Source organism: Paenibacillus sp. NFR01, assembly GCF_900111565.1.
Lineage (GTDB): Bacteria > Bacillota > Bacilli > Paenibacillales > Paenibacillaceae > Paenibacillus_AQ.
This window is the reverse complement of record NZ_FOIK01000003.1, coordinates 323105-343993: the sequence shown is the minus strand read 5'-3', so window position 1 is coordinate 343993 and position 20889 is coordinate 323105. Positions and strand designations below refer to the sequence as shown.

Genomic DNA, 20889 nt, shown 5'->3' with positions numbered 1-20889 from the left:
GAAGCCTGCAAGCCGTAAAAGCGAATTGACGGCGGCTGCAGTAATTATTAAAATTTGAACTATATATCCATACGAAGAGGAGGCCGCGTGATGGAGCCGTTAACGGACCCTTTCGGACGCATCCATGATTATATCCGCATTTCGGTGACAGACCGCTGCAACCTGAGATGCATCTATTGTATGCCTGCGGAAGGCATGCAATTCCAACCCCAGGACGAAATCATGTCCTTCGAGGAAATTGCCGCCGTTGTCGGGGCGTTGGCCCCGGCAGGCTTGCGGAAAGTCCGGCTGACCGGAGGGGAACCGCTGGTCCGCAAGGACCTCGAGAAGCTCGTGGCTATGCTTGCCGAGATTCCCGGCATTGAAGACTTATCCCTGACAACCAACGGCCTGCTGCTTCCCGGCAAAGCCGAGAGCCTGAAGCGGGCCGGACTGTCGCGGGTAAATATTAGCCTGGATTCACTGCGGCAGGAACGTTTCGCGCAAATTACGCGCGGCGGCGAAGTATCCAAGGTGCTGAAAGGCATTGAAGCCGCAGCAGCGGCCGGACTGGCGCCGATCAAGTTGAACGTCGTCCTGATGAAAGGCATCAACGATGACGAGATCAGGGATTTTATCGGTTTGACCTTGAACCAGCCGCTGCATGTGCGGTTTATCGAATATATGCCGATCGGCAGTGCCAGCGATAGCTGGCGGCAAACTTACCTGCCGCTCGAAACGGTGGTTTCCGCCTGCCACGAGGCCGGGTGGACGACGGAAGAAGCCGCTCTGACGGCAGGGGGAGGCCCTTCGCAAAACCGCCGGATCGTCGGCGCCGAAGGCACCTTCGGGCTGATCCATCCCGTCAGCGAGCATTTCTGCGACAACTGCAACCGGCTGCGGCTGACGGCCGACGGGCATATCAAAGCCTGCCTGTATTGGCAGGACGAATATGACGTGCGGCCGCTGACCGGCGATCCGGATGCGGTTCGCGCCATGTTCCGCCAGGCGCTCGGCAATAAGCCGCATAACCATGAAATGGCGCTGGCGCTGGAGAAAAAAGCGCAAAGCCATACGCCGACGGCACGGCGGATGTCGCAGATCGGCGGTTAGGCGGCGCACGATGGATCAAGCCGGCTTCAGCCGGATGCGTCCATGGATCCGAATTGCGAAAGCGATATTCGGCAGGACGCTGTTCGGCCATGCCGGATTCAGCCGCACCGCATTCAACAGGACGCTGTTCAGCCAAGCGAGATTCAACCATACGGCATTCAGCGCAGCTCCTGCCAAAGCTGAACCGCCATATAAACGGCAACGCCCCAGATCAGCAGCGCCGACGCTTTATTCAGCAGCCGGATGATGACGCCGGAGGGGTCCGCCCTTCCGAGCAGTCTTCCGGTACAAGCCAAAGCGAAAAACCATACCCATGACACCGCGGCGGCGGCGGCGGCGAACAGCCAGCGGTTGCTGCCGGCATACTGCAGGGAATTCACCCCGATAACCCCCACCGTATCCATAATGGCATGCGGATTGAGCAGCGAGACGGAGAGCGCAAAGGCGATCTGACGGCGGACGGACAGCTCCGCCGTTTGCTCCTCCGCAGGAACCGCACCCCAGATTTTCCAGCCCATAACTGCCAAAAACACAATGCCGCCGCCATATATTATCCGCACCAGCCAGACCGAAGACAGCAGTACCAGCGAAATCCCCCCGACCGCGATGCTGATCAGCAGCGTATCGCACAGCGCCGCCGTCACCACGACAGGCAGCCATTGCCGAAACTTCTGCCCGGCCGCCCCCTGATTAAAGACAAAAATATTCTGGACCCCCAGCGGTAAAATCAGGCCGAAGGCCAATACGATCCCGTGCAGTATTGCTTCTGTCATCTTTCACGACTCCCCTTTAGCATCAGCCCTGCAAACTCCGCCGTATGTACATGCATACGGCAGCGAGCCCTTTTCATCCGTACCAGCATAACGGGCTTCGTCCTTTTCGTAACCAGCCAAATGCGCTCTCGCATACCAGCCAAATTACCACCCGCCTTCCGGTCATGATATACTGCGTAATAATTCAGCTTGTATGAAAGGAGAGTTCAAAGGTGCCCCCAGATTCACACAGCCCTTCACGCCCAAAAAAAACGGCCGTCCCGCCGCCGGACGGCTGGCAGCCCGACCCCTCCGCGCCGCTTCCGCTTCAAGGACAAATCCTTGAATACATGCTGGAGCGGATCGGCGGGGGCGCATGGCCCGCAGGCATGCGCCTGCCTTCGCAGCGCGAGCTCAGCCGCAGGCTCCGGGTCGACCGGAGCACGGTGGCGGCCGCGCTCGGCCTGCTGGCGGAGCGCGGGCTGATCGAGACCAACCGCGGCGGCGGAACGCGCGTTGCCGCGGGCCCTTCGGCCGGCGGCTGGAACGATTATGTGGAGGAAGGGACACATTATCCGAATTTGCCGGCCGTTCAGGCGATCAACCGGCTGGAGTTTGACCGCCGGTTGATCCGCCTCGGCACGGGCGAGCTGCATCCGGACCTGCTGCCGGATGCCCTTCTTCGCCGGATGCTTGCCGAGCTGGCGCAGTCGCCGCGCCTGCCGCTCTCCTACGAGGAGCCGCTCGGCGCCCCGGCGCTGCGCGAGGCGGTCAGCGCCGAGCTGAGCGCAAGCGGAATCCAGGCGGACGCAGATTCCGTGCTCATTACTTCAGGAGCGCTGCAGGGGCTGCAGCTGATTGCGCTCGGCCTGCTGCCGCGCGGCTCGACGCTGCTGCTGGAGAAGCCCTCCTACCTCTACTCGATTCACGCCTTTCAATCGGCGGGAATCAAATTCTCCGGCCTGCCCCTGGATGAGGACGGGCTCAGCATCCGCCACCTGCAGGCCGAAGCGGCGCGCCATCCCGGCGCGGCGCTCTACACCATCCCGAGCTTCCACAATCCGACGGGCGCCGTAATGTCCGCCGGGCGGCGGCGCGAGCTGATGGCACTCGCTTCCCGCTTCCGCCTGCCCGTGTTGGAGGATGGCGCTTATCAGGAGCTGTGGCTAGATGCGCCGCCTCCGCCGCCCCTGATGGCGCTCGACACCGAAGGGCGCGTGCTGCATCTGGGCACGCTCTCCAAAACCGTCAGCCCGGGGCTGCGCATCGGCTGGATCGCCGGGCCGAAGCCGGTGATCTCCCGGCTGGCCGACATCAAGATGCAGACCGACTACGGCGCAAGCTCCTTGTCGCAGCTGCTGGCCGCCCGCTGGCTGAACTCCAGCGCGCACGGCGAACATCTCGCCGGGCTGCGAAGCGCTTTGCGCAGCCGGCGGGATCACGCGCTGGCGCTGCTGGACCGCCACTTCGCGTCCATCGCCGACTGGAGCGTCCCCGCCGGCGGCTTCTACATCTGGCTGCGGTTCCATCAGCCCCTGTCCGCGCTCCGGCTGTTCGACGCCGCGCTCGAAGCGGGCGTGCTGCTTCATCCCGGCCAGTTGTATGACCGCGGCGACAGCAGCCGGATCCGCCTGTCGTTCGCCTATGCCTCCGGCGCGGAGCTGGAACAGGGACTGGCCGCTTTGGCCGCAACGGCAAAAAGACTCCTTACGGAGTCTTAGCGGCAGAACCAAACTTAATCCGATTAGCTCAAAGGGGCAGCGTTACGGTGATATTCGTGCCTTCGCCCGGCTGGCTCACCGCCTGCACGGTGCCGCCGTGCAGCTCAACGATTTTTTTGACGAGGGACAGCCCGAGTCCGCTGCCGCCCCCGCTGGCGGTCCGGGCCTTGTCGGCTTTATAGAACCGTTCGAAAATGCGCGGGAGATCCTCCTCCGAAATTCCGATGCCGCTGTCCTTGACCGATACCTCTACCTTAGCTTCGGCCGGCTTCAGCAGAATGCAGATTTTACCGCCGTCCGGGGTAAACTTGATGCTGTTGTGCAGGAGGTTGGTCCACACCTGGCTCAGCAAGTCCTGCACGCCCGTATACGTTACGTCCGGCAGTTCCGCCTCCACCTCGATGTCTTTCCCCAGCCACTGCGGCTCGCAGGCCAAGATCATGTCGCGCAGTTGCTTGTCGAGCCGGTATGGCTTTTTCTCGAACGGAAAGCTCTCCGACTCCAGCGCCGACAGCTTCAGGAGGTTATCGCTTAACCCCGACAGACGGCCGCTTTCGGCTTCGATAATCTCCAGGTAATGGCGTCTGCTCGCCTCATCAAGCCCTTCATCCTGAAGCGCGCGCGCAAACCCGCGGATCGAGGTCAGCGGCGACTGGATCTCATGCGACACATTGGAGATAAAATCCTGCCGCATCGTCTCCATCCGGTTCAGCTCGCTGGCCATCTCATTGATGCCCACTACGATTTCTTCGAATTGGCCATACCGTCCGCCATCCAGTTCCACGGAGAAATCACCTTTGGCGATTTGCCGGATCGCATTGATAATCGGACGGTAAAAGGAACGCTGCTTGCCCTTCGTTGCCATCCCGATGGAACCGGCCATCAGAACAAGCAGGAAGAATTGCAGCCCCATGATCATCAGGTGTTCGTAATAGGAGGAAAAATTCCAATGGAAATGCCGGCTCAGCCAGCCATAACCGAAAAACGCGCCATTCCAGGAAATAAAAAATCCCGTAATAAACACGAGGATCCCAAACACGGCTTTGATATACTGCCATATCTTTTTGATCATGCCATGATCTCCAGCCGGTAGCCGAGACCGCGGATCGTGCGGATGGCGAAGCCGTATTGCTCCGAAGGGAAACGCTCGCGCAGCCGGCCGATGTGGACATCGAGCGTTCGTTCATTGCCCTCGAAATCAAACCCCCAGATCTCTTCGATCAGGCGGTCACGCGTCAACGTCTGGCCCGGATAGCTGGCAAGCTTGAACAGAAGCTCGTATTCCTTGAGCGGCAGGGTCGTCTCCCCGAACTCCGAAAAAATTTCATACGTTTTGCGGTTCATCCGCAGCTTGCCGACGGACACGCTTTGCGCAGCCGAAATCTGATACCGCTTGAGCAGTGCTTTTACCCGGGCAATCAGTACCGGCGGTTCGAACGGCTTGACGAGATAATCGTCGGTCCCCAGCTCAAAGCCTTTGACAATCTGCGAGGTCTCGCCCTTCGCCGTCAGCATCAGGATCGGCAAATCATATTGTTCACGCAGCCGGCGGCATAACTCCCAACCGTCCATTTTGGGCATCATAATGTCGATGACGGCCAAATCGATGCCGTTGCCGGCCAAAAGCTCCAGCGCCGCTTCTCCGTCGCCTGCGCCGTAGACATTCATCCCTTCCGCCTTCAAAAAATGCTCGACCAATTCCCGGATATGCGGATCATCGTCTGCGACGAGAATGCTTGTCATGGTTCACGAACCCCCTTGCCCTGCAGCCGATGCAGGGATATATCGTTGCTTCAACATACCAGCGCTATTTAAACTGAAGTTAAACGAACGCTTTTACCATTGATTTGTCAATCCCTTCAAAAGATGGTTTGTATCCCTTTTCAACAAGTGTTACAGTGATAGAAGCGGCCCATTTTCTCAGGCAATCATTGCCTTGTAAAGCCTTTTTGCGGGAAGGAGTGCCCAGTTTGCGGGAGAATCTTGATAATCAGCATTCGTTCATCTTTCTGAAATGGTTCAACTTCTTTGTCTATGGATCTGTAGTTCTCTTCACCAGCTTCTTCCCACTATACCTGCAGGATGTCGGCATGAACAAGCTTGAAATCGGCAGTGTGATGTCCGCAGGCGCGCTTGTGTCGCTGATCGCCAATCCCTTCTGGGGCATCTGGACCGACCGCTATCAAAATATCCGGCGGATTGTCCTGCTGATGCTAACCGGCACGCTGGTATTGTCGCAACTCATTTTTCAGGCTCATACATACGAATCGGTGTATATTTTCATTTTGTTTTTTTACTTCTTTCAGGGACCGCTGTTTGCCGAAAGCAACACCATGATCTTAAGTTACGTCGACAGCTCGCCCAAACGTTTCGGTTCCTTCCGTCTGTGGGGCTCGCTGGGCTGGGCCTTCACGGCGATCCTTGCCGGCCCCGTCATCGAATGGGCGGGCGTCTCAGTCTTGTCCTACCTCTTTGCGCTCCTGCTCTGCCTGGCGATGGTGATGCTGATATCCCTGCCCCGGCCGAAAAATATCATCGGCAGCGCACCGCTGCCGTTTAGAGGGCTTGGCAAAACGATCAGCAACCCGTTTTTCCTCTGTTTTATTTTCTTCGGTATTCTCGTCTCCATTCCGAATACCATGAACGGCATTTTTGTGCCGCTGTACATTACGGAGCTCGGCGGAAGCAAAACAATGGTCGGCCTGGCCGTCTTCCTCTCCTCCATCCTGGAGTTTGGGGTACTGCTGCTGTTCGACAAACTGCTGCGCAAGCGCATTCCGGTCATGCTCGCCTGCCTGACGCTGGTCAGCCTCTTGTTCGTGCTGCGCTGGTGGCTGATGGCCGATGCCACGACGCCGCTGCAGGTGGCGTTCATCCAGGTGCTGCACTGCATTACGTTCGGCGGTTTCTTCTATGTCGGCACCCAGCTGACTATGCTGCTCGTGGCGCGTCCGCTGCGCTCTTCCGGACAAGCGCTGTATGCCCTTGCCTGGAGCGGCGTCGCCGGCATTCTCGGCGGCGTGCTCGGCGGCTGGCTGTATAAGAACCTGGGCGTACAGACGATGTACCAGTCCGCGGTGTTTCTGACGCTGATCGGAACGCTCGGCTTCGGCGGCATGTGGCTGTTCGCCGGAAGCGGCGGCTACCGGCCGCCGGCTGCGCAGGAAGAAGAGCTGGAGGACATCTCGGCTGCCCGGCAATAACACATACTTCTATTGTTTTAACGCAAAAGCAGGCTTGGACCATTCGCGGTGAATGTCCAAGCCTGCTTTTTCATGATCAAAAAAGGATCCGATGCGCCCCTCAGCCCTTGGCCGGCTGATACGAGCTTTTCAGCGAAACGACCAGATTGAAGACCGGCTTGCCCGGCTCCGAATATTTGCTGTCCACGTTAAAGTACCCGTGACGGAAGAATTGATATTTATCCTGCGGCACGCTGTCCTTCAGCCCCGGCTCGACAAAGCCGTGCAGAATCTCCAGCGATTTCGGATTCAGCTGATCCAGGAAGGTCGGCTCCGGTTTATCGGCGGCCTCCAGGCCTTCGACTTCGCCATCGGTTTCCGCCGCCTCTTCGGCGATCAGCGGTTCGTACAGACGGAACTCGGCCGGCGCGGCTTGTCCCGCATCCACCCAATGCAGCGTTCCTTTGACTTTGCGGCCGGTGAAGCCGCTGCCGCTTTTCGTCTCCGGATCGTAGGTGCAGTGCAATTCAACCACTTCGCCGTTCTCATCCTTGATCACTTCGTTGCACTTAATGAAGTAGGCATGCTTCAGGCGCACTTCATTGCCCGGGAACAGGCGGAAATATTTGCTCGGCGGATTCTCCATAAAGTCGTCGCGTTCAATGTAAATCTCCCGCGAGAATGGAATTTGCCGGCTGCCCATCTCTTCGTTCTCGGAGTTATTCTCCGCTTCCAGCCATTCGGTTTGACCCTCCGGATAGTTGGTGATGACCACCTTGAGCGGCCGCAGTACGGCCATGGTCCGCGGTACGGTCAGCTTGAGGTCTTCGCGGATGAAATGCTCCAGCATTTGCAGATCGACGAGGCCCTGGCTTTTGGAGATGCCGGTCTCGAATACGAAATTGCGGATCGCTTCCGGCGTATAGCCGCGGCGGCGCAGCCCGGAAATGGTCGGCATGCGCGGATCGTCCCAGCCGTCGACATGGCCTTCGTCCACGAGCAGCTTCAGCTTCCGCTTGCTGGTGACGGTCTGCGCCAGGTTCAGGCGGCCGAATTCGTATTGATGCGGCGAAGCCGGCATTTCGCATTCAGCCACTACCCAGTCATAGAACGGGCGTTGATCCTCGAACTCCAGCGAGCAGAGCGAGTGGGTGATGCCTTCAATGGCGTCCTCCAGCGGATGCGCGTAGGTGTACATCGGGTAGATGCACCAGGCGTCGCCGGTGTTGTGATGATGGGAATGCGTAATGCGGTAAATGACCGGATCGCGCAGGTTGATGTTCGGCGAGGCCATATCGATTTTGGCCCGGAGCACTTTCTCGCCATCCTTGAACTCGCCCGCCCGCATGCGGCGGAACAGGTCCAGGTTCTCTTCGATGCTGCGGCTCCGGAACGGGCTGTCCTGCCCCGGCTCGGTCAGCGTGCCGCGGAGCTCGCGGATCTGATCGGCGCTGAGATCATCCACGTACGCTTTGCCTTTTTGGATCAGCAGCTCGGCCCGCTCGTACATCTCGCCGAAGTAATCGGAGGCGAAGCGCAGCTCTTCCCATTCGTAGCCCAGCCACTTCACGTCTTCCTGAATCGAATTGACGTATTCGAGGTCTTCCTTCACCGGGTTGGTGTCGTCAAACCGCATATGCGTCCGGCCGCCGAATTCATCGGCCAGCGTGAAATTGATCCAGATCGCCTTGGCATGTCCGATATGTAAATAACCGTTCGGCTCCGGCGGAAAGCGGGTGATCACTTCCTTGACTTTTCCGGATCGGAGGTCTTCGGTAATGATATTTTTAATGAAATTGGAGGGGGTACCGCGATTCTCCACGTGTAATCAACCTTTCGTTCTGTAATAGCTACTGCCTTGTTATGAACATGTTTCCTACTAATATACCCGTTCGGCGGATAATGTTCAATGAAATCAGCGGCACCGTCCGCAGCGTAAAAGGTTTTTGACTTCCTTCCGGGCGATGGAGTAGCATGGGGATACATCGTTTTATCGAAAAAGCATCCAAGGAGGGAGCTTCCTTTGAAACCGCTTAAGCTGCCCAGAGAGCAGCGCGAATTGATGATCGAGCATATCCGCACTTATTTCGACATGGAACGGGGCGAAGAGCTCGGCCACCTGGCCGCCGACAATCTGCTGGAGTTTTTCCTGCAGGAGCTGGGCCCGGCCGTTTACAATGCGGCGCTGTCCGACTGCCGTACGCTTGCCGCGCAGCGCATGCAATCGCTGGAGGAAGACATTTACGCGCTGGAATGGAAAACGAAACGCTGAGTCAGCCCGGAAGGTGGCGGCGAAATGTTCAATTATGTCATTGATGATGAGTTAACGCTCAAGCTGCTGATGCCGGAGCATGCCCGGCCGATGTTCGCCCTGGTGGAGCGTTCGCGTACCCGGCTGCGCAAATGGCTGCCCTGGGTGGACGGCGTGCGGGAAGAGGCGCAGATGGCGACCTATATCCGCGGAGCCGCCAAGCAGGGCAGCGAGAACGGCGGCTTCAGCGCCGGACTTTGGGTCAAGGAGGCGTTCGCCGGCGTCATCGGCTTTCACGAGATCGACTGGCATAACCGCTCGGTGGGCATCGGCTACTGGCTCGGCGAAGGCTACGAGGGCCAGGGTTATATGACCAGCGCCTGCCGCGCCTTCGTCGATTACGCGCTGCTGGAGCTGGAGCTGAACCGCGTCGAAATCCGCTCTGCCACGGGCAACCAGGCCAGCCGGGCGATTCCCGAGCGGCTCGGCTTTATCTTCGAGGGCGTAATCCGGCAGGCGGAAAAACTGCCCGGCGGCTACGTCAACCACGCCGTCTACGGGCTGCTGCGCAGCGAATGGAAGCGGCTTAGTTAGCTAACGGCAGCTCCGGTTCACAACACAAAAACATCCCCGGCGGTCATTCAGGCTCGGGGATGTTTTTGTGTGCTGCGCTACCGCTTCGGCTTATACGCTTACTCCTTCTCCAGCAAGCTGCGGAACTTGGCGCGGACCACCTCGGAGAGGCTGTCCAGCCCGGCCAGCGCCGCGACATCCGTCCGGTCGCGTTTGCCGTGCTCCATCGCATACAGCACGCGTGCGACGGTATACCCGCCTGCACCGCTCTCGCGTTTGACTATCGCGTCGCCCGCAGCGATGACTCCCTCCCGCAATACGCGGAGGTAAAAGCCGCTGTAGCCCGTCTCCAGCACTTTGGCGGGCATTTCCGCCGGGCCGTGCTTCTGGCTCAATTTGAAGCACGGATACCTCGGCTGGCTGACCTGCAGCAGTGCCGTGCCGATTTCGTACACATCGCCGATGCACACTTCCGTCTCGAGCAGGCCGCGAACCGTCAGATTCTCGCCGAACGCCGAAGCCGCCAGCCGTGCGCCAAGGTATTCTTCCCAGAACCGGTAATGCTCAGCCGGATAGACGTTGACCGCCTTGTCCGGCCCGCCGTGGTTGACGCGGTCGGCTTGCCCGTCGCCGGCAAAGCCTTCCAGGCCCACCGGCAGCGCGCCTTCCACCGGCTGCTTGTAGATGCCGGTCTGCAGCGGTTTTCCCTTGTAGTCCACCTGTACCGGCAGACCTACATTAAGCGAAACGACCTCCATAACTTTTCCCTCCATTCAGCATGCAGCTCATATAGACCTCGTCGACATAACGTCCGCCGAGATAAAACTCCTCGCGCAAACGCCCTTCCTCGCGGAAGCCGCATTTGCGGTAAAAGGCCAGCGCCGGCGCATTGCATGACAGCGCGCGCAGCCGCAGCTTGCGGATGCCGTACTGCGCCGCATGCTGCTTAATTGCCGCAATCAGCGCCCGGCCGATGCCTTGGCGCTGATAGTCCGGGTGGACGGCAATATTGATCTCGCAGACATGCCGGTGGCTCTCCATCCCATCGGGATTGCCGAAGCCGACATATCCGCAAAGCACGCCGTCCTGAACCGCCACAAGCTGCGAGCCGGGCGGCGCATGCAGCAGAAAATCCTCCCGCGACCGCCACATCAGCGGTCCCGGGGTCGTCTCTTCCGTCCAGATCATATTGTCGAGAACAATCAGCTCACGCGCATCGCGGATTTCCGAAAGCCGGATCGTGAGCGTTCCCTTGTGTATCGGCCGCATCAGCTGCTGCCCCCCTTGCCGTGCCTGGATCCTCAGGCGGCACTCCGTTCCGAACGAAGCGCAGCCCGGTGTATATAAGCATGAATCACAAAGAAACCGACCGCGAGTACCGCCATCGCGCAGGACAGCCAGGCTGTCGGCGCCAGGCCGCCGCCGTCATACAGCGAACCCATCAGGAAAGGGCCGATGACCCGGCCCGCTGCGCCGATGCCGCCGCTTAAGCCCAAATAAAACGGCGCATGGCGTCCGGCATGATCGGAAATAAACGACGGCGTCGCCGGTGAAATCAGCATTTCGCCGAGCGTGGCCAAAACCATCGCCAGCACGAATCCCGGATAACTCGGCAGCAGCAGAATCACAGCATACCCGCTTAAGTAAAACACGGCGCTTGCCGTCATCTGCGCGGTCGCCGTTTGTGCGCACCAGCGCTTGATCAGGCCGACCAGCGGCTGGGCGACAAAGATCATGATCCCGTTCAGCGTCCACAGGAACCCATATATCTTTTTCGGCCAACCTTCCGAAATAATGTATGGCGAAACGCCGGTATTCCAGATGGAATTGCCGATCAGCAGAAACAGTGAGCCGATGGACATGTACAGATAGATGCGCGTGTGGCCCATCAGCTTCCAGGCCGATTCGGCGCGCGGCGCCTTTTTCTTGGCATCGGACGAGGCTTGCGGCGCGCTTCCGACTTTCCGCAGATAAATGAAGAAGAAAATGGCAAAAATCGCCGAGGTCACGCCGTTCAGCACGAAACTCAGCATATAGGAAATGTCCGCAAGGAACCCGCTGAGCGCCGTTCCCAGCGCCACGCCGATGTTGTTGGCCACATAGATAATATTAAACAGCTCGCCGCGCTTCTCCGCAAACCGGAAACCGACAAACGCCTGAATCGCCGGCAGGGACAACGAATTAAACAACCCCATGAGGCCCATCACCATGATGAACACACTCCACTCTGCGCTTGCCGCAGGCAAGGCAAACAGCGTCAGTGCATTCATCGCCAGCGCTCCGACGATAAGCCGGTTGACGCCGACCCGGTGATAAAGCGAACCGCCAAGAAGCTGCCCGACAATGCCGCCCAGGGATTGAATCAGGATGACGAATCCCGCATCCTTCATGCTCCGGCCCAGCTCGTCAAACACGTACATCGTTACCAGCGGCCACATCAAGGCGCTGCCGGTAGCGTTAATAAGGCTGGCAATCAAAAACACTTTTACTTCCTTCGGATAACCCGGCAAAACCTTCATGTCTTTCTTTCATCCCCTGTAATCGTTGTGTCATATTCTCACCAGTATTAGTTAATACAGGGTCAAGGGCAAGCATATACATTAACGCACTGACGCATTACCACGAAATATCCAATTGCGATTTTCCTGCCGCTTCATATGCTAAATTCCATTGTAGACGCCCGGCGTCCGATCGTAAAGAAAAGGCCCTCAAATTTCCGTAGTATCCTGTTTCACCCATTGAACGCCCGGGTAATAAGCCATATGAAACACTCCCTATTCATTTCGCCGTAACATCCGATTTCGTTCCCCCGAACCGGATGATGCGGCGAAACTTGTTTTGGGCCCCATAAAAAAAGCATCCTGCTTCCCCAAGAGGAAACCAGGATGCTTATTTGCGTCCGTATGTTTACGCGTGTTTCTTGACGCTGGCCGCAGGCAGGCCTTCCACCGGTTGCACGGCGGCGGGCGCTTTGCGCAGGTATGCCATCCAGTAAGCGAAGGCGACGAAGATCGCGCCCCCCGTCAGGTTGCCCAGCCATACCGGGAAGAAGTTGCCGAAATAATCGCCCCAGGTGAAATGTCCTTCAAAGATTGCGGCGGGGATAAGGAACATGTTGGCCACAACGTGCTGGAAGCCGATGGCGACGAACGCCATCGTCGGGAACCAGATTCCGAGAATTTTACCGCTGAAATTGTCCGCGCCGTAGGAGAGCCATACCGCCAGGGCTACGAGCCAGTTACAGCCGATCCCCGAGACGAACGCCTGCAGGAAAGTAACGTCGATTTTATGTCCCGCCATATCTACCAGCTTGTCCAGATAGACTCCATCGGCGGTAAGTCCGACCACGTGGCCGAAGAAATAAGCGACAAATAAAGCGCCGGCCAGATTGGCCAATGTGATGAGAACCAGATTCTTAATGACTTCAAAAAACGAAATCTTCTTCGCCATAAAAGCCAGCGGTACGGCCATCATGTTGCCAGTCAAAAGCTCGCCGCCGGCGAGCAGCACCAAGATCAGGCCGACCGGGAACACAGAGGCGCCGATGAAGTTGGCAATGGAGCCCCATTCCTTCGGTGCGCCGGCAATAACGCGAATATCAAGCAAAAATCCGAGCGCGATGAACGCTCCCCCGAGAAAGCCCAAAATCAGGACGGTAGCCAGCGGATTATGCGCCTTCTTGATGCCGTTCTCGACCGTCACTTCGGCAATCTGCTGCGGTTTGTTGTAAGCCATGATTCCTATCCCCTTCGAATTACTTAAAATTTGTTTCTTTATGCCATTGTAACGTGACGCCACGCACATTTACGTGATAAATATCACCCTCAGAAAAGGTTAGTGAAAGTTTTCACTGACATGTCAAATTTAAAAAAAGCCGTTCCTCCGGGTGGAACGCTCCCCGCAATATATCCGGGCAAAACAAAAAGCCGGAGCTTTACGGCCCCGGCAGCGATGCTTTTCTATTTTACGCTCAGACGGTTATGGTTTCCTTGGCTTTGGCTTCAGCGGTTACCGGCAACGCCTGCAGCCCGGCGGTATTCAGGAAGTTCCAAGGTTTGTTGTAATGCGGCTGGAAGAAGAAGTCGACAAAGGCCAGCTGATCCATGGTCATGCGGTTCTGGATGCATACCGAAACGGTATTGATCGATTGCGTCAAATCAGCCTTGGACATGATCTGTGCGCCAAGAATGCGCCGCGTGCCGCGTTCATAGACCACTTTCAGCCGCACTTCCTCATAGGTCGGCATAAATTCCGGACGGTAGTTGTCGGAGACCACTACGCTTTCGGCGGCGATTCCGGCGGCCTTTGCCCCTTCCTCCGTAAGCCCTGTGCTGGCAATATTGTCTTCGTAAATTTTGATGCCCGACGTGCCTTGGGTTCCCATGTACGGAACGGTCCGTTCCACCAGGTTGCGGGCGACGAGTGTACCCATACGGACGGCATTGGTCGCCAGCGGAATGTACGTATGCTGACCCGTTGGATTGTAGTGGATCGCGCAGCTGTCGCCGGCGGCAAATACATCGGGAAGGCTGGTTTGCATGTAGTCGTTGACCATAATCGCGCCGTTCGGCAGCATATCCACCTGCCCCTTGAGCAGCTCGGTGTTCGGCCGGAAACCGATACAGAGGATGACCAGGTCGGCTTCGTGCTCGCCTTTGTCCGTGATCACTTTCGTCACCTTGCCGTTCTCGCCGGCAAAAGAGCTCACTTTCTCGCCCAGCGCCAGTTTGACGCCGTGATCCTGCAGCGATTTTTCAATCGGCTCCGTGAAGGTCTCGTCGAGATACTTGCTGAGAATCCGGTCTTCGGCATCGATCAGCGTTACTTCCTTGCCGTTCATTTCGAAGGCTTCGACCAGTTCTACGCCGATATACCCTGCACCGACGACAGTAATGCGTTTGGCGCTTTTGGCCCGTTCGATAATCGTATTGGAGTGATTGAAGTTTTTGGAGAGCAGAATGCCGTCCAGATCGATATTCGGCAGTTTCGGAACAATCGGCCACGAACCGGTGGTCATAATCAGCTTGTCGTACGTATCCTCGAATTCCAGGCCGTTCGCCAAATTGCGGACTTTAATCGTTTTAGTGGCGGTATCGACGGCTTTGACTTCATGGCGCATTTTCATGTCCACGCCGAGCTCGGCCAGCTTTTCCGGCGAAGAGTAGAACAAGCCTTGCGGGTCTTTGACGACGCCGCCGACATACAGCGCGATGCCGCAGGATAAAAAAGATATATTGTCATTGCGTTCGTAAACGGTAATTTGCGCATCCGGGTACATTTGGGCGGTGCCGACGATGGCTGCGGTTCCGGCATGGGTACATCCAATCACTGCTACTTTCATCATAAATTCCTCCTTGTATTGAAAAACAATCCGTATGTGTTTTGTGATTTATTTCACTTTATGAGATGATTATATTGTGATATTTATCACAAATCAATACTTTTATGTCTATGTTCTTAAATTTTTCACAATTAAAATTATGGCGATCAACCTTTTTCTTCGTCCGGTTTATTGTTCCCCGCAGGTGATGTTCTATGTCTCCCGGACCGCGAAAAACAAATAACCCCGGAATACGCAGTCCGCCTGCTGCATTCCGGAGTTATTTGTTTTTGTATTACTCGAGGCCGTGAATGACCCCATCCTCATCCAGATACAAGCTCGCCGCCGCCGGTTTGGCGGGCAGGCCGGGCATCGTTACGATATTGCCCGTAATGACTACAGCGAACCCCGCTCCGAGGGACAGCGTGATATCGCGGACGCCTACAGTGAATCCGGCCGGCGCGCCGAGCTGCTTCGGCTGATCCGAGAAGGAGTACGGCGTCTTGGCCATGCAGACCTGCAGATGACCAAGGCCCAGTTTCTCGATCACGGCCAGCGAACGTCTGGCCGCCGGGGTATATGCTACTCCCGCGCCGCGGTAGACCTCGGTGACAATCGTCTCGATTTTATCCGCAATGCTCAGCTCGTCGCGGTACAGCGGAGCGAAACCGCCGGCCTTCTCCTCGGCGAGGAGCTTCTTCAACGCTTCGGCGACCTCCAGCCCGCCCGCGCCGCCTTCGGCCCACACGTCCGATACGGCAGCCGGCACGTCCAGCCGCGCGCAGGCTTCCAGCACCGCGTCGATCTCCGCCGGCGCATCGCCGGCAAAATGATTGAGCGCAACCAGCACGGGAACGCCGAACTTGCGCAGATTGGCGATATGGCGCTCCATATTGACCATGCCGGACAGCAGCGCATTCTGGTTCGGGACACCGAGATCATCCTTCGACACGCCGCCGTTGTATTTCAGCGATTTCACCGTGACTACCAGCACCGCCGCCGAAGGCGCCAGCCCGGCCTGGCGGCATTTGATATCCATGAATTTCTCGGCTCCGAGGTCGGCGCCGAAGCCCGCTTCGGTCAGTACGACTTCGCCCAGCTTCAAAGCGTAACGGGTGCCGATCACGCTGCTGCAGCCGTGGGCGATATTGGCGAAAGGCCCGCCGTGGATAATGACGGGCGTACCCTCCAGCGTCTGCACCAGATTCGGCTTGACCGCTTCCTTCAGCAGAACGGCCATCGCTTCCACCGCGCCCAGGTCGCCGGCTGTAACCGGCTCCCCGGCGTAGGTAAAGCCGATCAGCATCCGTCCCAGCCGGCTCTTCAGGTCCTGCAGATTCTCGCACAAGCAGAGCACGGCCATAATCTCCGACGCCGTAGTGATCATGAAGCCAGCTTCCCGCACCGTACCGTTGCCGTCGCCGAGACCAGTAACGATGTGGCGGAGGCTGCGGTCGTTCATGTCCATAACGCGCTTCCAGACGATCCGCTGCGGATCGAGATCCAGCAGGTTGCCTTGGAAAATATGGTTGTCGATCAAAGCCGACAACAGGTTATGCGCGGACGTTACCGCATGGATGTCGCCTGTAAAATGCAGGTTGATCTCCTCGGCCGGAACAATCTGCGATTTGCCGCCGCCGGTCGCGCCGCCTTTCATGCCGAGGCAAGGTCCCAGCGACGGTTCCCGGAGTGCAGCGACGGTATGGACACCGGCCAGATTCATCGCCTGCGACAGCCCGATGGTCGTCAGCGTTTTGCCTTCGCCCGCCGGCGTCGGATTCACTGCGGTGACAAGCACCAGCTTGCCGTCCGGTTTATCCTTCAATTCCTCCCAAAGGGAAGGAGAAAGCTTGCTTTTATATTTTCCGTACAACTCCAGATGTTCTTCGTGTATACCGGCGGCCGCTGCCACCTCTGTTATCAACCTCATGCCTGTATGATACCCTCCTGCCGTTATTATCCTGCGCCTATCGTTCCATTATGCAGCAAACGCTGCGGATCTGTCTCTTCAAAAGCATACCTTGTCTTTGAAAAGCGTCAAGGAACATTTTCATAGGCACAATTGGGCAGCGGTTCAGAAAGGGCTTACAGCAACGCTTCGATTTGTTCGATCATGCTCTCCGGAGATTCCTGGGGCTCGATGCGGGCCACGACATTGCCATGGCGGTCCACCAGAAATTTGGTGAAGTTCCAGGCGATATCGCTGCTTTCGCCCGCGCCCGGCTGCTGGCCCTTCAGATAGGCAAACAGAGGATGCGCCTCCGCTCCGTTGACGTCGATTTTGGCAAAGACCGGAAAACCGACTCCGTAATTCACCTGGCAAAATTCAGCCGCTTCCTCGCTCGTTCCCGGCTCCTGGCCGCCAAACTGGTTGCAGGGAAACCCCAGCACGGTGAATCCAGCTTCCTTGTAGCGTTCGTACAACTTCTGCAGCTCTCCATACTGCGGCGTAAGCCCGCAGCGGCTGGCCGTGTTCGCGATCAGCAGCACCTGTCCCTCATACTCCTTCAGCGGAATCTCGGCGCCGGACGGCGTCACGGCGGCAAAACTGTAAATGGACATGGCCATCCTCCTTGTCTGCGTCATAAAAATATCCTTTCCCGGCAGCCGGAAAAGGATGTATTCTTTACTGCTGCGCCAGCTTGACCAGCATATGCGCCAGCCTGTGGCGTTCTTCTTTCGTGCCCACCCGCCACAATTCCAGAAGCAGCTTCTCCTCGCTGTTGCGGGGCTCTTCATGTTTTGCGAGATAATCGGCGATTTTCTCGGCCGCCAGCGCGAGCTGCTCTTCGCCGAGTCCGATTTTTTGCGCCAAGTGTATGCGTTTGCTTAAATAGCCTTTAAATTCCGCGAAATTGTTCAAAATCATCTCCCGCTGCTCCGGTTCAATCCGGTCAAGCGCCTCATCCACCCTGTTCATGGTCAAGCTGCCGTCCTTGCTTACTACATGGTTATGCTCCGACATCCGCTTCGCCTCCTTGGGGAAAAGTAAGAGTTGTACACTATTAACCCAGGGCCCATGGGGTGAACCAAAGCAAAAAACGCCCGCCATCCGCCCCGCGTCTGGACGCGGAGAGCGGATGTACGAACGTTCTTTCAGATGACTGCTCAGTTGGATACCGGAATGGCATCAAAATATTCTTCCAGCGTAATGCCCCGCTCCGCGATATCGGACGCGATTTCTTTGCCGACATAGCGGATATGCCAAGGCTCATACATGTAGCCGGTAATGGCTTCCTTCCCGTCCGGATAGCGGATGATAAACCCGTAATCCGCCGCATGCGCGGCCAGCCATTTCGCTTCCTTCGTCCCGCCAAAGCAGCTCTCCGCCGCGCATTGGCCGGTGCTGCCCGACACGTCGATCGACAGCCCCGTCTGGTGCTCACTGTGGCCGGGTACGGCGCTGTACCGCTTCGCTTTTTCTTCGCCGTCCCTCGCTACATAGTTATTGAACAGCGTAGTCTGCGTTTTTTCCGAACGGTAGGCGGAGACCCCGGCCAGATGCACGCCGTCAGCTTTCGCCCCGGCAAACATCTTCTCCAGCGCGCCCGCCGCTTCGCGGCGCATCATCCGTTTCTCGATTTTCTCCGAGAAAATAAACGGCACATCCGGATACACCAGATCGGTCGGCTTGTAATGGTCCGGCAGCTTGTACTGCTTGTTGACCAGCACGGCGATGCTTTCCGGCTCCGTGGCGGTCAGCTCGGCGCCGCTGCCCGAATTGCCGGAAGGCTTAGCTGTGGCGGCAGGCTTGTCCGTCGCAGCCGGCTTCTCGGTAGCCGCAGGCTTCTCCGTTGCCGCCGGCTTCTCGGTGGCTGCAGGCTTCTCCGTTGCCGCTGGCTCGCTGGTTGCCGCAGGTTCTGTCGTTGCTTCCGGAGTATCCGCTCCAGTATCCCCGCCCTCACCGGCATTGTCTCCGGTCACCGGCGAAGGCTCGGCCGATTCCCCGGGCTGTGCCAGCCCGGCACTGCCGTCCACCGCGGCGCCGCCTTGCTCCGGCGAGGCCGACGGTGCTGTATATTTGCCGATTCCCCAGCCTACGGCAATGACAACAATAAATAAAATGACGATTTTAACGGTTCTGGACATCTGCTGTCTGAATCCTCCTGTTGATCGTATTCGGCAATCTATAAACAACTCTATCAGACCGCTCCACTTTGAAAAAGGTTGCAGGTTTCCGTAAAACAAATATTACCATAGCGCCGCAGGCATTCGCGAGCGGCTCTATGGTAACAAGTTTTATTCTCGGCTGTAAAGCGCCTTTATCTGGATTTGCCGCGGCCGCCCCGGGAATTGCCCGGGCTGCCGCCGCGGTTGCCTTGCCCGCCGCGGCCCGCGCCGCTGCCGCGTCCGCCGGAGGCTTGGCCGCCGCCTTTAGGGGCGTACGAGCCTTGGCCGCCCTTGGCGGCCTGTCCGGCGCGGCTTCCGCCCGCCGCGCCGCCTTTGGCGTACGAGCCGTAGCTTGCGCCGGCTCGCGAACCTGCGGCGCTGCCGCCGCCGGCCTGTCCCCCGCTGCGCGGGGCAGGCGTGCCGTAGGCGCCGCGTTTGCCCGCAGCGGCGGCGCGGCCGCTGCGGCTGCCCTGCCCGGCAGGCGCGTCCCAGCCGCCTGCCTCTTTGCCGCGGCCGCGTCCGCCCGGCCGCGCGCTGGCTTCGGCGCGCGGCGCTCCGCCGCTGCGCCCTTGCCCGCGCCCGCCCCGGCCGGCGCGGGATGGCTCTTCCGCGCCGCGCTTGCTGCGCGCGGCGCCCCCGCCCCCGCCGGCGCTGGTGAATTCGCCGGCGCCGCCTTCGCCCTTCTCGTAGCGGCGGCGGTCCAGCCGCTGGTTCGTGGCCTGCTCGATGACCTCGAGCCCGGCCCGGTCATGCGGGGAGGCCAGGGTAATCGCCAGCCCCTTGCCGCCGGCCCGGCCCGTACGGCCGATCCGGTGGATATAGCTGTCCGCGTCCAGCGGCATGTCGTAGTTGAACACATGGGTGACGCCTTCGACGTCAAGCCCGCGGGCGGCGACATCCGTCGCCACGAGCAGCTGCAGCTTCGCTTCCCGGAAACGCTTCATGACCGCTTCGCGTTTAGCCTGGGACAAATCGCCGTGCAGCTCGTCGCTTGCGTAGCCGGCGGCCTGCAGCGCTTCGTTCAGCTTGGACACCCGGCGTTTTGTCCGGCAGAAGATCATCGCCAAATACGGGCGGTCGCGTTCGATCAGCGACTTGAGCGCCTCTTCCTTGTTCCGGTCGGAGCATTCCACCACCTGCTGGCGGATATTGTCCAGCGGAATCGGCGAACCGCTTTTGATCACGATGTCCACCGGCTCCTTCATGTAATTGGCAGCCAGCCGCTTGATCGGATCCGGCATCGTTGCGGAGAACAGCATCGTCTGGCGGCGGTACGGCACGGCCATAATGATGCTCTCCACATCCTCCAGGAAGCCCATATGCAGCATCTGGTCGGCTTCGTCCAGCACCAGCATTTTAACGCCGCCGAGGTCCAGCGTCTCCCGGCGCAAATGGTCAAGCAGCCGGCCCGGCGTGCCGATAATCAGATGTCGGCCGCCCTCCAGCTTGCGCAGCTGCTTCTCCACGTCCTGTCCACCGTAAACGGCCAGAATCTTCACGCCGGTATGGCGGGCGAGCTTGCGCGCCTCCTCGGTGATCTGCAGCGCCAGCTCGCGCGTCGGTGCCATAATCAGCGCTTGCGGATAGGCGTTTTCCAAGCGGATTTTATCCAGAATCGGCAGCAGGAACGCCAGCGTTTTGCCTGTCCCCGTCTTCGCTCTGGCAATGACGTCCAGCCCCTGCACCAGCGGAGGAATCGCTTCGCTCTGCACCGGCGTCGGCTGGGCGATGCCCTGACCCTTCAACAGGTCCGTTAATATTTCAGATACTCCAAGTTCTTTAAATCCCGGCAAGTTATCCACCTCACGATTTCAATTCAAAACCAATTCTCTACAAACCACTCATCTACACAAAGAGAAGAGCTCCGTCCACGGAGCCCTTCTTGCCC

Annotated in this window: 20 protein-coding genes; 5 read left to right on the top strand and 15 right to left on the bottom strand. The window is 58.4% G+C overall.

Translation table 11 applies throughout. The features are described 5' to 3' along the window. Positions 1 to 87: 87 nt before the first annotated feature. A complete protein-coding gene (moaA, locus tag BMW84_RS16405) occupies positions 88 to 1092 on the top strand; it encodes a GTP 3',8-cyclase MoaA (RefSeq protein ID WP_091070269.1) in 1005 nt (334 codons plus the stop codon). Positions 1093 to 1107: 15 nt separating this feature from the next. On the opposite strand, the gene BMW84_RS24860 is transcribed toward moaA, so the two are convergent. After that, a complete protein-coding gene (locus tag BMW84_RS24860; RefSeq protein WP_175498840.1) occupies positions 1108 to 1269 on the bottom strand; it encodes a hypothetical protein in 162 nt (53 codons plus the stop codon). Next, positions 1251 to 1865: a LysE/ArgO family amino acid transporter gene (locus BMW84_RS16400; RefSeq protein ID WP_091070267.1), complete on the bottom strand. Its 615-nt coding sequence runs from the start codon at positions 1863 to 1865 to the stop codon at positions 1251 to 1253. The genes BMW84_RS24860 and BMW84_RS16400 overlap by 19 nt, the downstream gene beginning before the upstream one ends. A 212-nt stretch (positions 1866 to 2077) precedes the next feature. Here BMW84_RS16400 and BMW84_RS16395 point away from each other — a divergent pair, with 212 nt between their 5' ends. Further along, on the top strand, positions 2078 to 3565 hold the full coding sequence (locus BMW84_RS16395) for an aminotransferase-like domain-containing protein (protein WP_254773022.1): 1488 nt from the start codon (positions 2078 to 2080) through the stop codon (positions 3563 to 3565). Between the two features lie 28 nt (positions 3566 to 3593). On the opposite strand, the gene BMW84_RS16390 is transcribed toward BMW84_RS16395, so the two are convergent. Continuing rightward, positions 3594 to 4637, bottom strand: coding sequence for a sensor histidine kinase (locus BMW84_RS16390; protein ID WP_175498839.1), 1044 nt, complete (start codon positions 4635 to 4637; stop codon positions 3594 to 3596). Continuing rightward, complete coding sequence (locus BMW84_RS16385; protein ID WP_091070265.1) at positions 4634 to 5308, bottom strand: response regulator transcription factor; 675 nt, start codon at positions 5306 to 5308, stop codon at positions 4634 to 4636. Before BMW84_RS16385 ends, BMW84_RS16390 begins: the two co-directional genes overlap by 4 nt. 155 nt (positions 5309 to 5463) lie before the next feature. Between BMW84_RS16385 and BMW84_RS16380 the strand changes: the two genes are divergently transcribed. Continuing rightward, positions 5464 to 6768, top strand: a complete 1305-nt coding sequence (locus BMW84_RS16380) for an MFS transporter (RefSeq protein WP_254773021.1) — start codon at positions 5464 to 5466, stop codon at positions 6766 to 6768. Between the two features lie 100 nt (positions 6769 to 6868). Here the strand turns inward: BMW84_RS16380 and BMW84_RS16375 are convergent, their stop codons facing one another. After that, positions 6869 to 8569, bottom strand: coding sequence for a glutamine--tRNA ligase/YqeY domain fusion protein (locus tag BMW84_RS16375; protein ID WP_091070261.1), 1701 nt, complete (start codon positions 8567 to 8569; stop codon positions 6869 to 6871). Between the two features lie 201 nt (positions 8570 to 8770). Between BMW84_RS16375 and BMW84_RS16370 the strand changes: the two genes are divergently transcribed. Both BMW84_RS16370 and BMW84_RS16365 read left to right on the top strand, forming a co-directional pair. Then, the gene (locus tag BMW84_RS16370) at positions 8771 to 9019 is read left to right on the top strand and encodes a DUF2164 domain-containing protein (RefSeq protein ID WP_091070259.1); all 249 of its coding nucleotides are present in this window, start codon (positions 8771 to 8773) and stop codon (positions 9017 to 9019) included. 24 nt (positions 9020 to 9043) lie between these two features. Beyond that, positions 9044 to 9592, top strand: a complete 549-nt coding sequence (locus BMW84_RS16365) for a GNAT family N-acetyltransferase (RefSeq protein WP_091070257.1) — start codon at positions 9044 to 9046, stop codon at positions 9590 to 9592. A gap of 98 nt (positions 9593 to 9690) precedes the next feature. On the opposite strand, the gene BMW84_RS16360 is transcribed toward BMW84_RS16365, so the two are convergent. From BMW84_RS16360 to BMW84_RS16315, 10 genes are all read right to left on the bottom strand, one after another. Further along, a complete protein-coding gene (locus BMW84_RS16360; protein WP_091070256.1) occupies positions 9691 to 10329 on the bottom strand; it encodes an MOSC domain-containing protein in 639 nt (212 codons plus the stop codon). After that, positions 10310 to 10840, bottom strand: a complete 531-nt coding sequence (locus BMW84_RS16355; RefSeq protein WP_091070254.1) for a GNAT family N-acetyltransferase — start codon at positions 10838 to 10840, stop codon at positions 10310 to 10312. The genes BMW84_RS16360 and BMW84_RS16355 overlap by 20 nt, the downstream gene beginning before the upstream one ends. A gap of 32 nt (positions 10841 to 10872) precedes the next feature. Continuing rightward, positions 10873 to 12090, bottom strand: a complete 1218-nt coding sequence (locus BMW84_RS16350; RefSeq protein WP_091070253.1) for an MFS transporter — start codon at positions 12088 to 12090, stop codon at positions 10873 to 10875. A gap of 388 nt (positions 12091 to 12478) precedes the next feature. Beyond that, complete coding sequence (locus tag BMW84_RS16345) at positions 12479 to 13306, bottom strand: formate/nitrite transporter family protein (RefSeq protein WP_091070251.1); 828 nt, start codon at positions 13304 to 13306, stop codon at positions 12479 to 12481. Positions 13307 to 13541: 235 nt separating this feature from the next. Beyond that, positions 13542 to 14912 (bottom strand): FAD-dependent oxidoreductase, encoded by a 1371-nt coding sequence (locus BMW84_RS16340; protein WP_091070250.1) that lies wholly within the window; start codon positions 14910 to 14912, stop codon positions 13542 to 13544. 274 nt (positions 14913 to 15186) lie between these two features. Further along, positions 15187 to 16821, bottom strand: coding sequence for a formate--tetrahydrofolate ligase (locus tag BMW84_RS16335; RefSeq protein WP_091070248.1), 1635 nt, complete (start codon positions 16819 to 16821; stop codon positions 15187 to 15189). Between the two features lie 155 nt (positions 16822 to 16976). Further along, a complete protein-coding gene (locus BMW84_RS16330; protein WP_091070246.1) occupies positions 16977 to 17453 on the bottom strand; it encodes a glutathione peroxidase in 477 nt (158 codons plus the stop codon). Positions 17454 to 17517: 64 nt separating this feature from the next. Continuing rightward, positions 17518 to 17856 (bottom strand): DUF3243 domain-containing protein, encoded by a 339-nt coding sequence (locus BMW84_RS16325; protein WP_091070245.1) that lies wholly within the window; start codon positions 17854 to 17856, stop codon positions 17518 to 17520. Positions 17857 to 17999: 143 nt separating this feature from the next. Next, positions 18000 to 18980: a M15 family metallopeptidase gene (locus BMW84_RS16320; protein WP_091070243.1), complete on the bottom strand. Its 981-nt coding sequence runs from the start codon at positions 18978 to 18980 to the stop codon at positions 18000 to 18002. Positions 18981 to 19153: 173 nt separating this feature from the next. Then, entirely contained in the window at positions 19154 to 20794 is a 1641-nt protein-coding gene (locus BMW84_RS16315; RefSeq protein ID WP_091070241.1) for a DEAD/DEAH box helicase, read from the bottom strand. Positions 20795 to 20889: the final 95 nt, after the last annotated feature.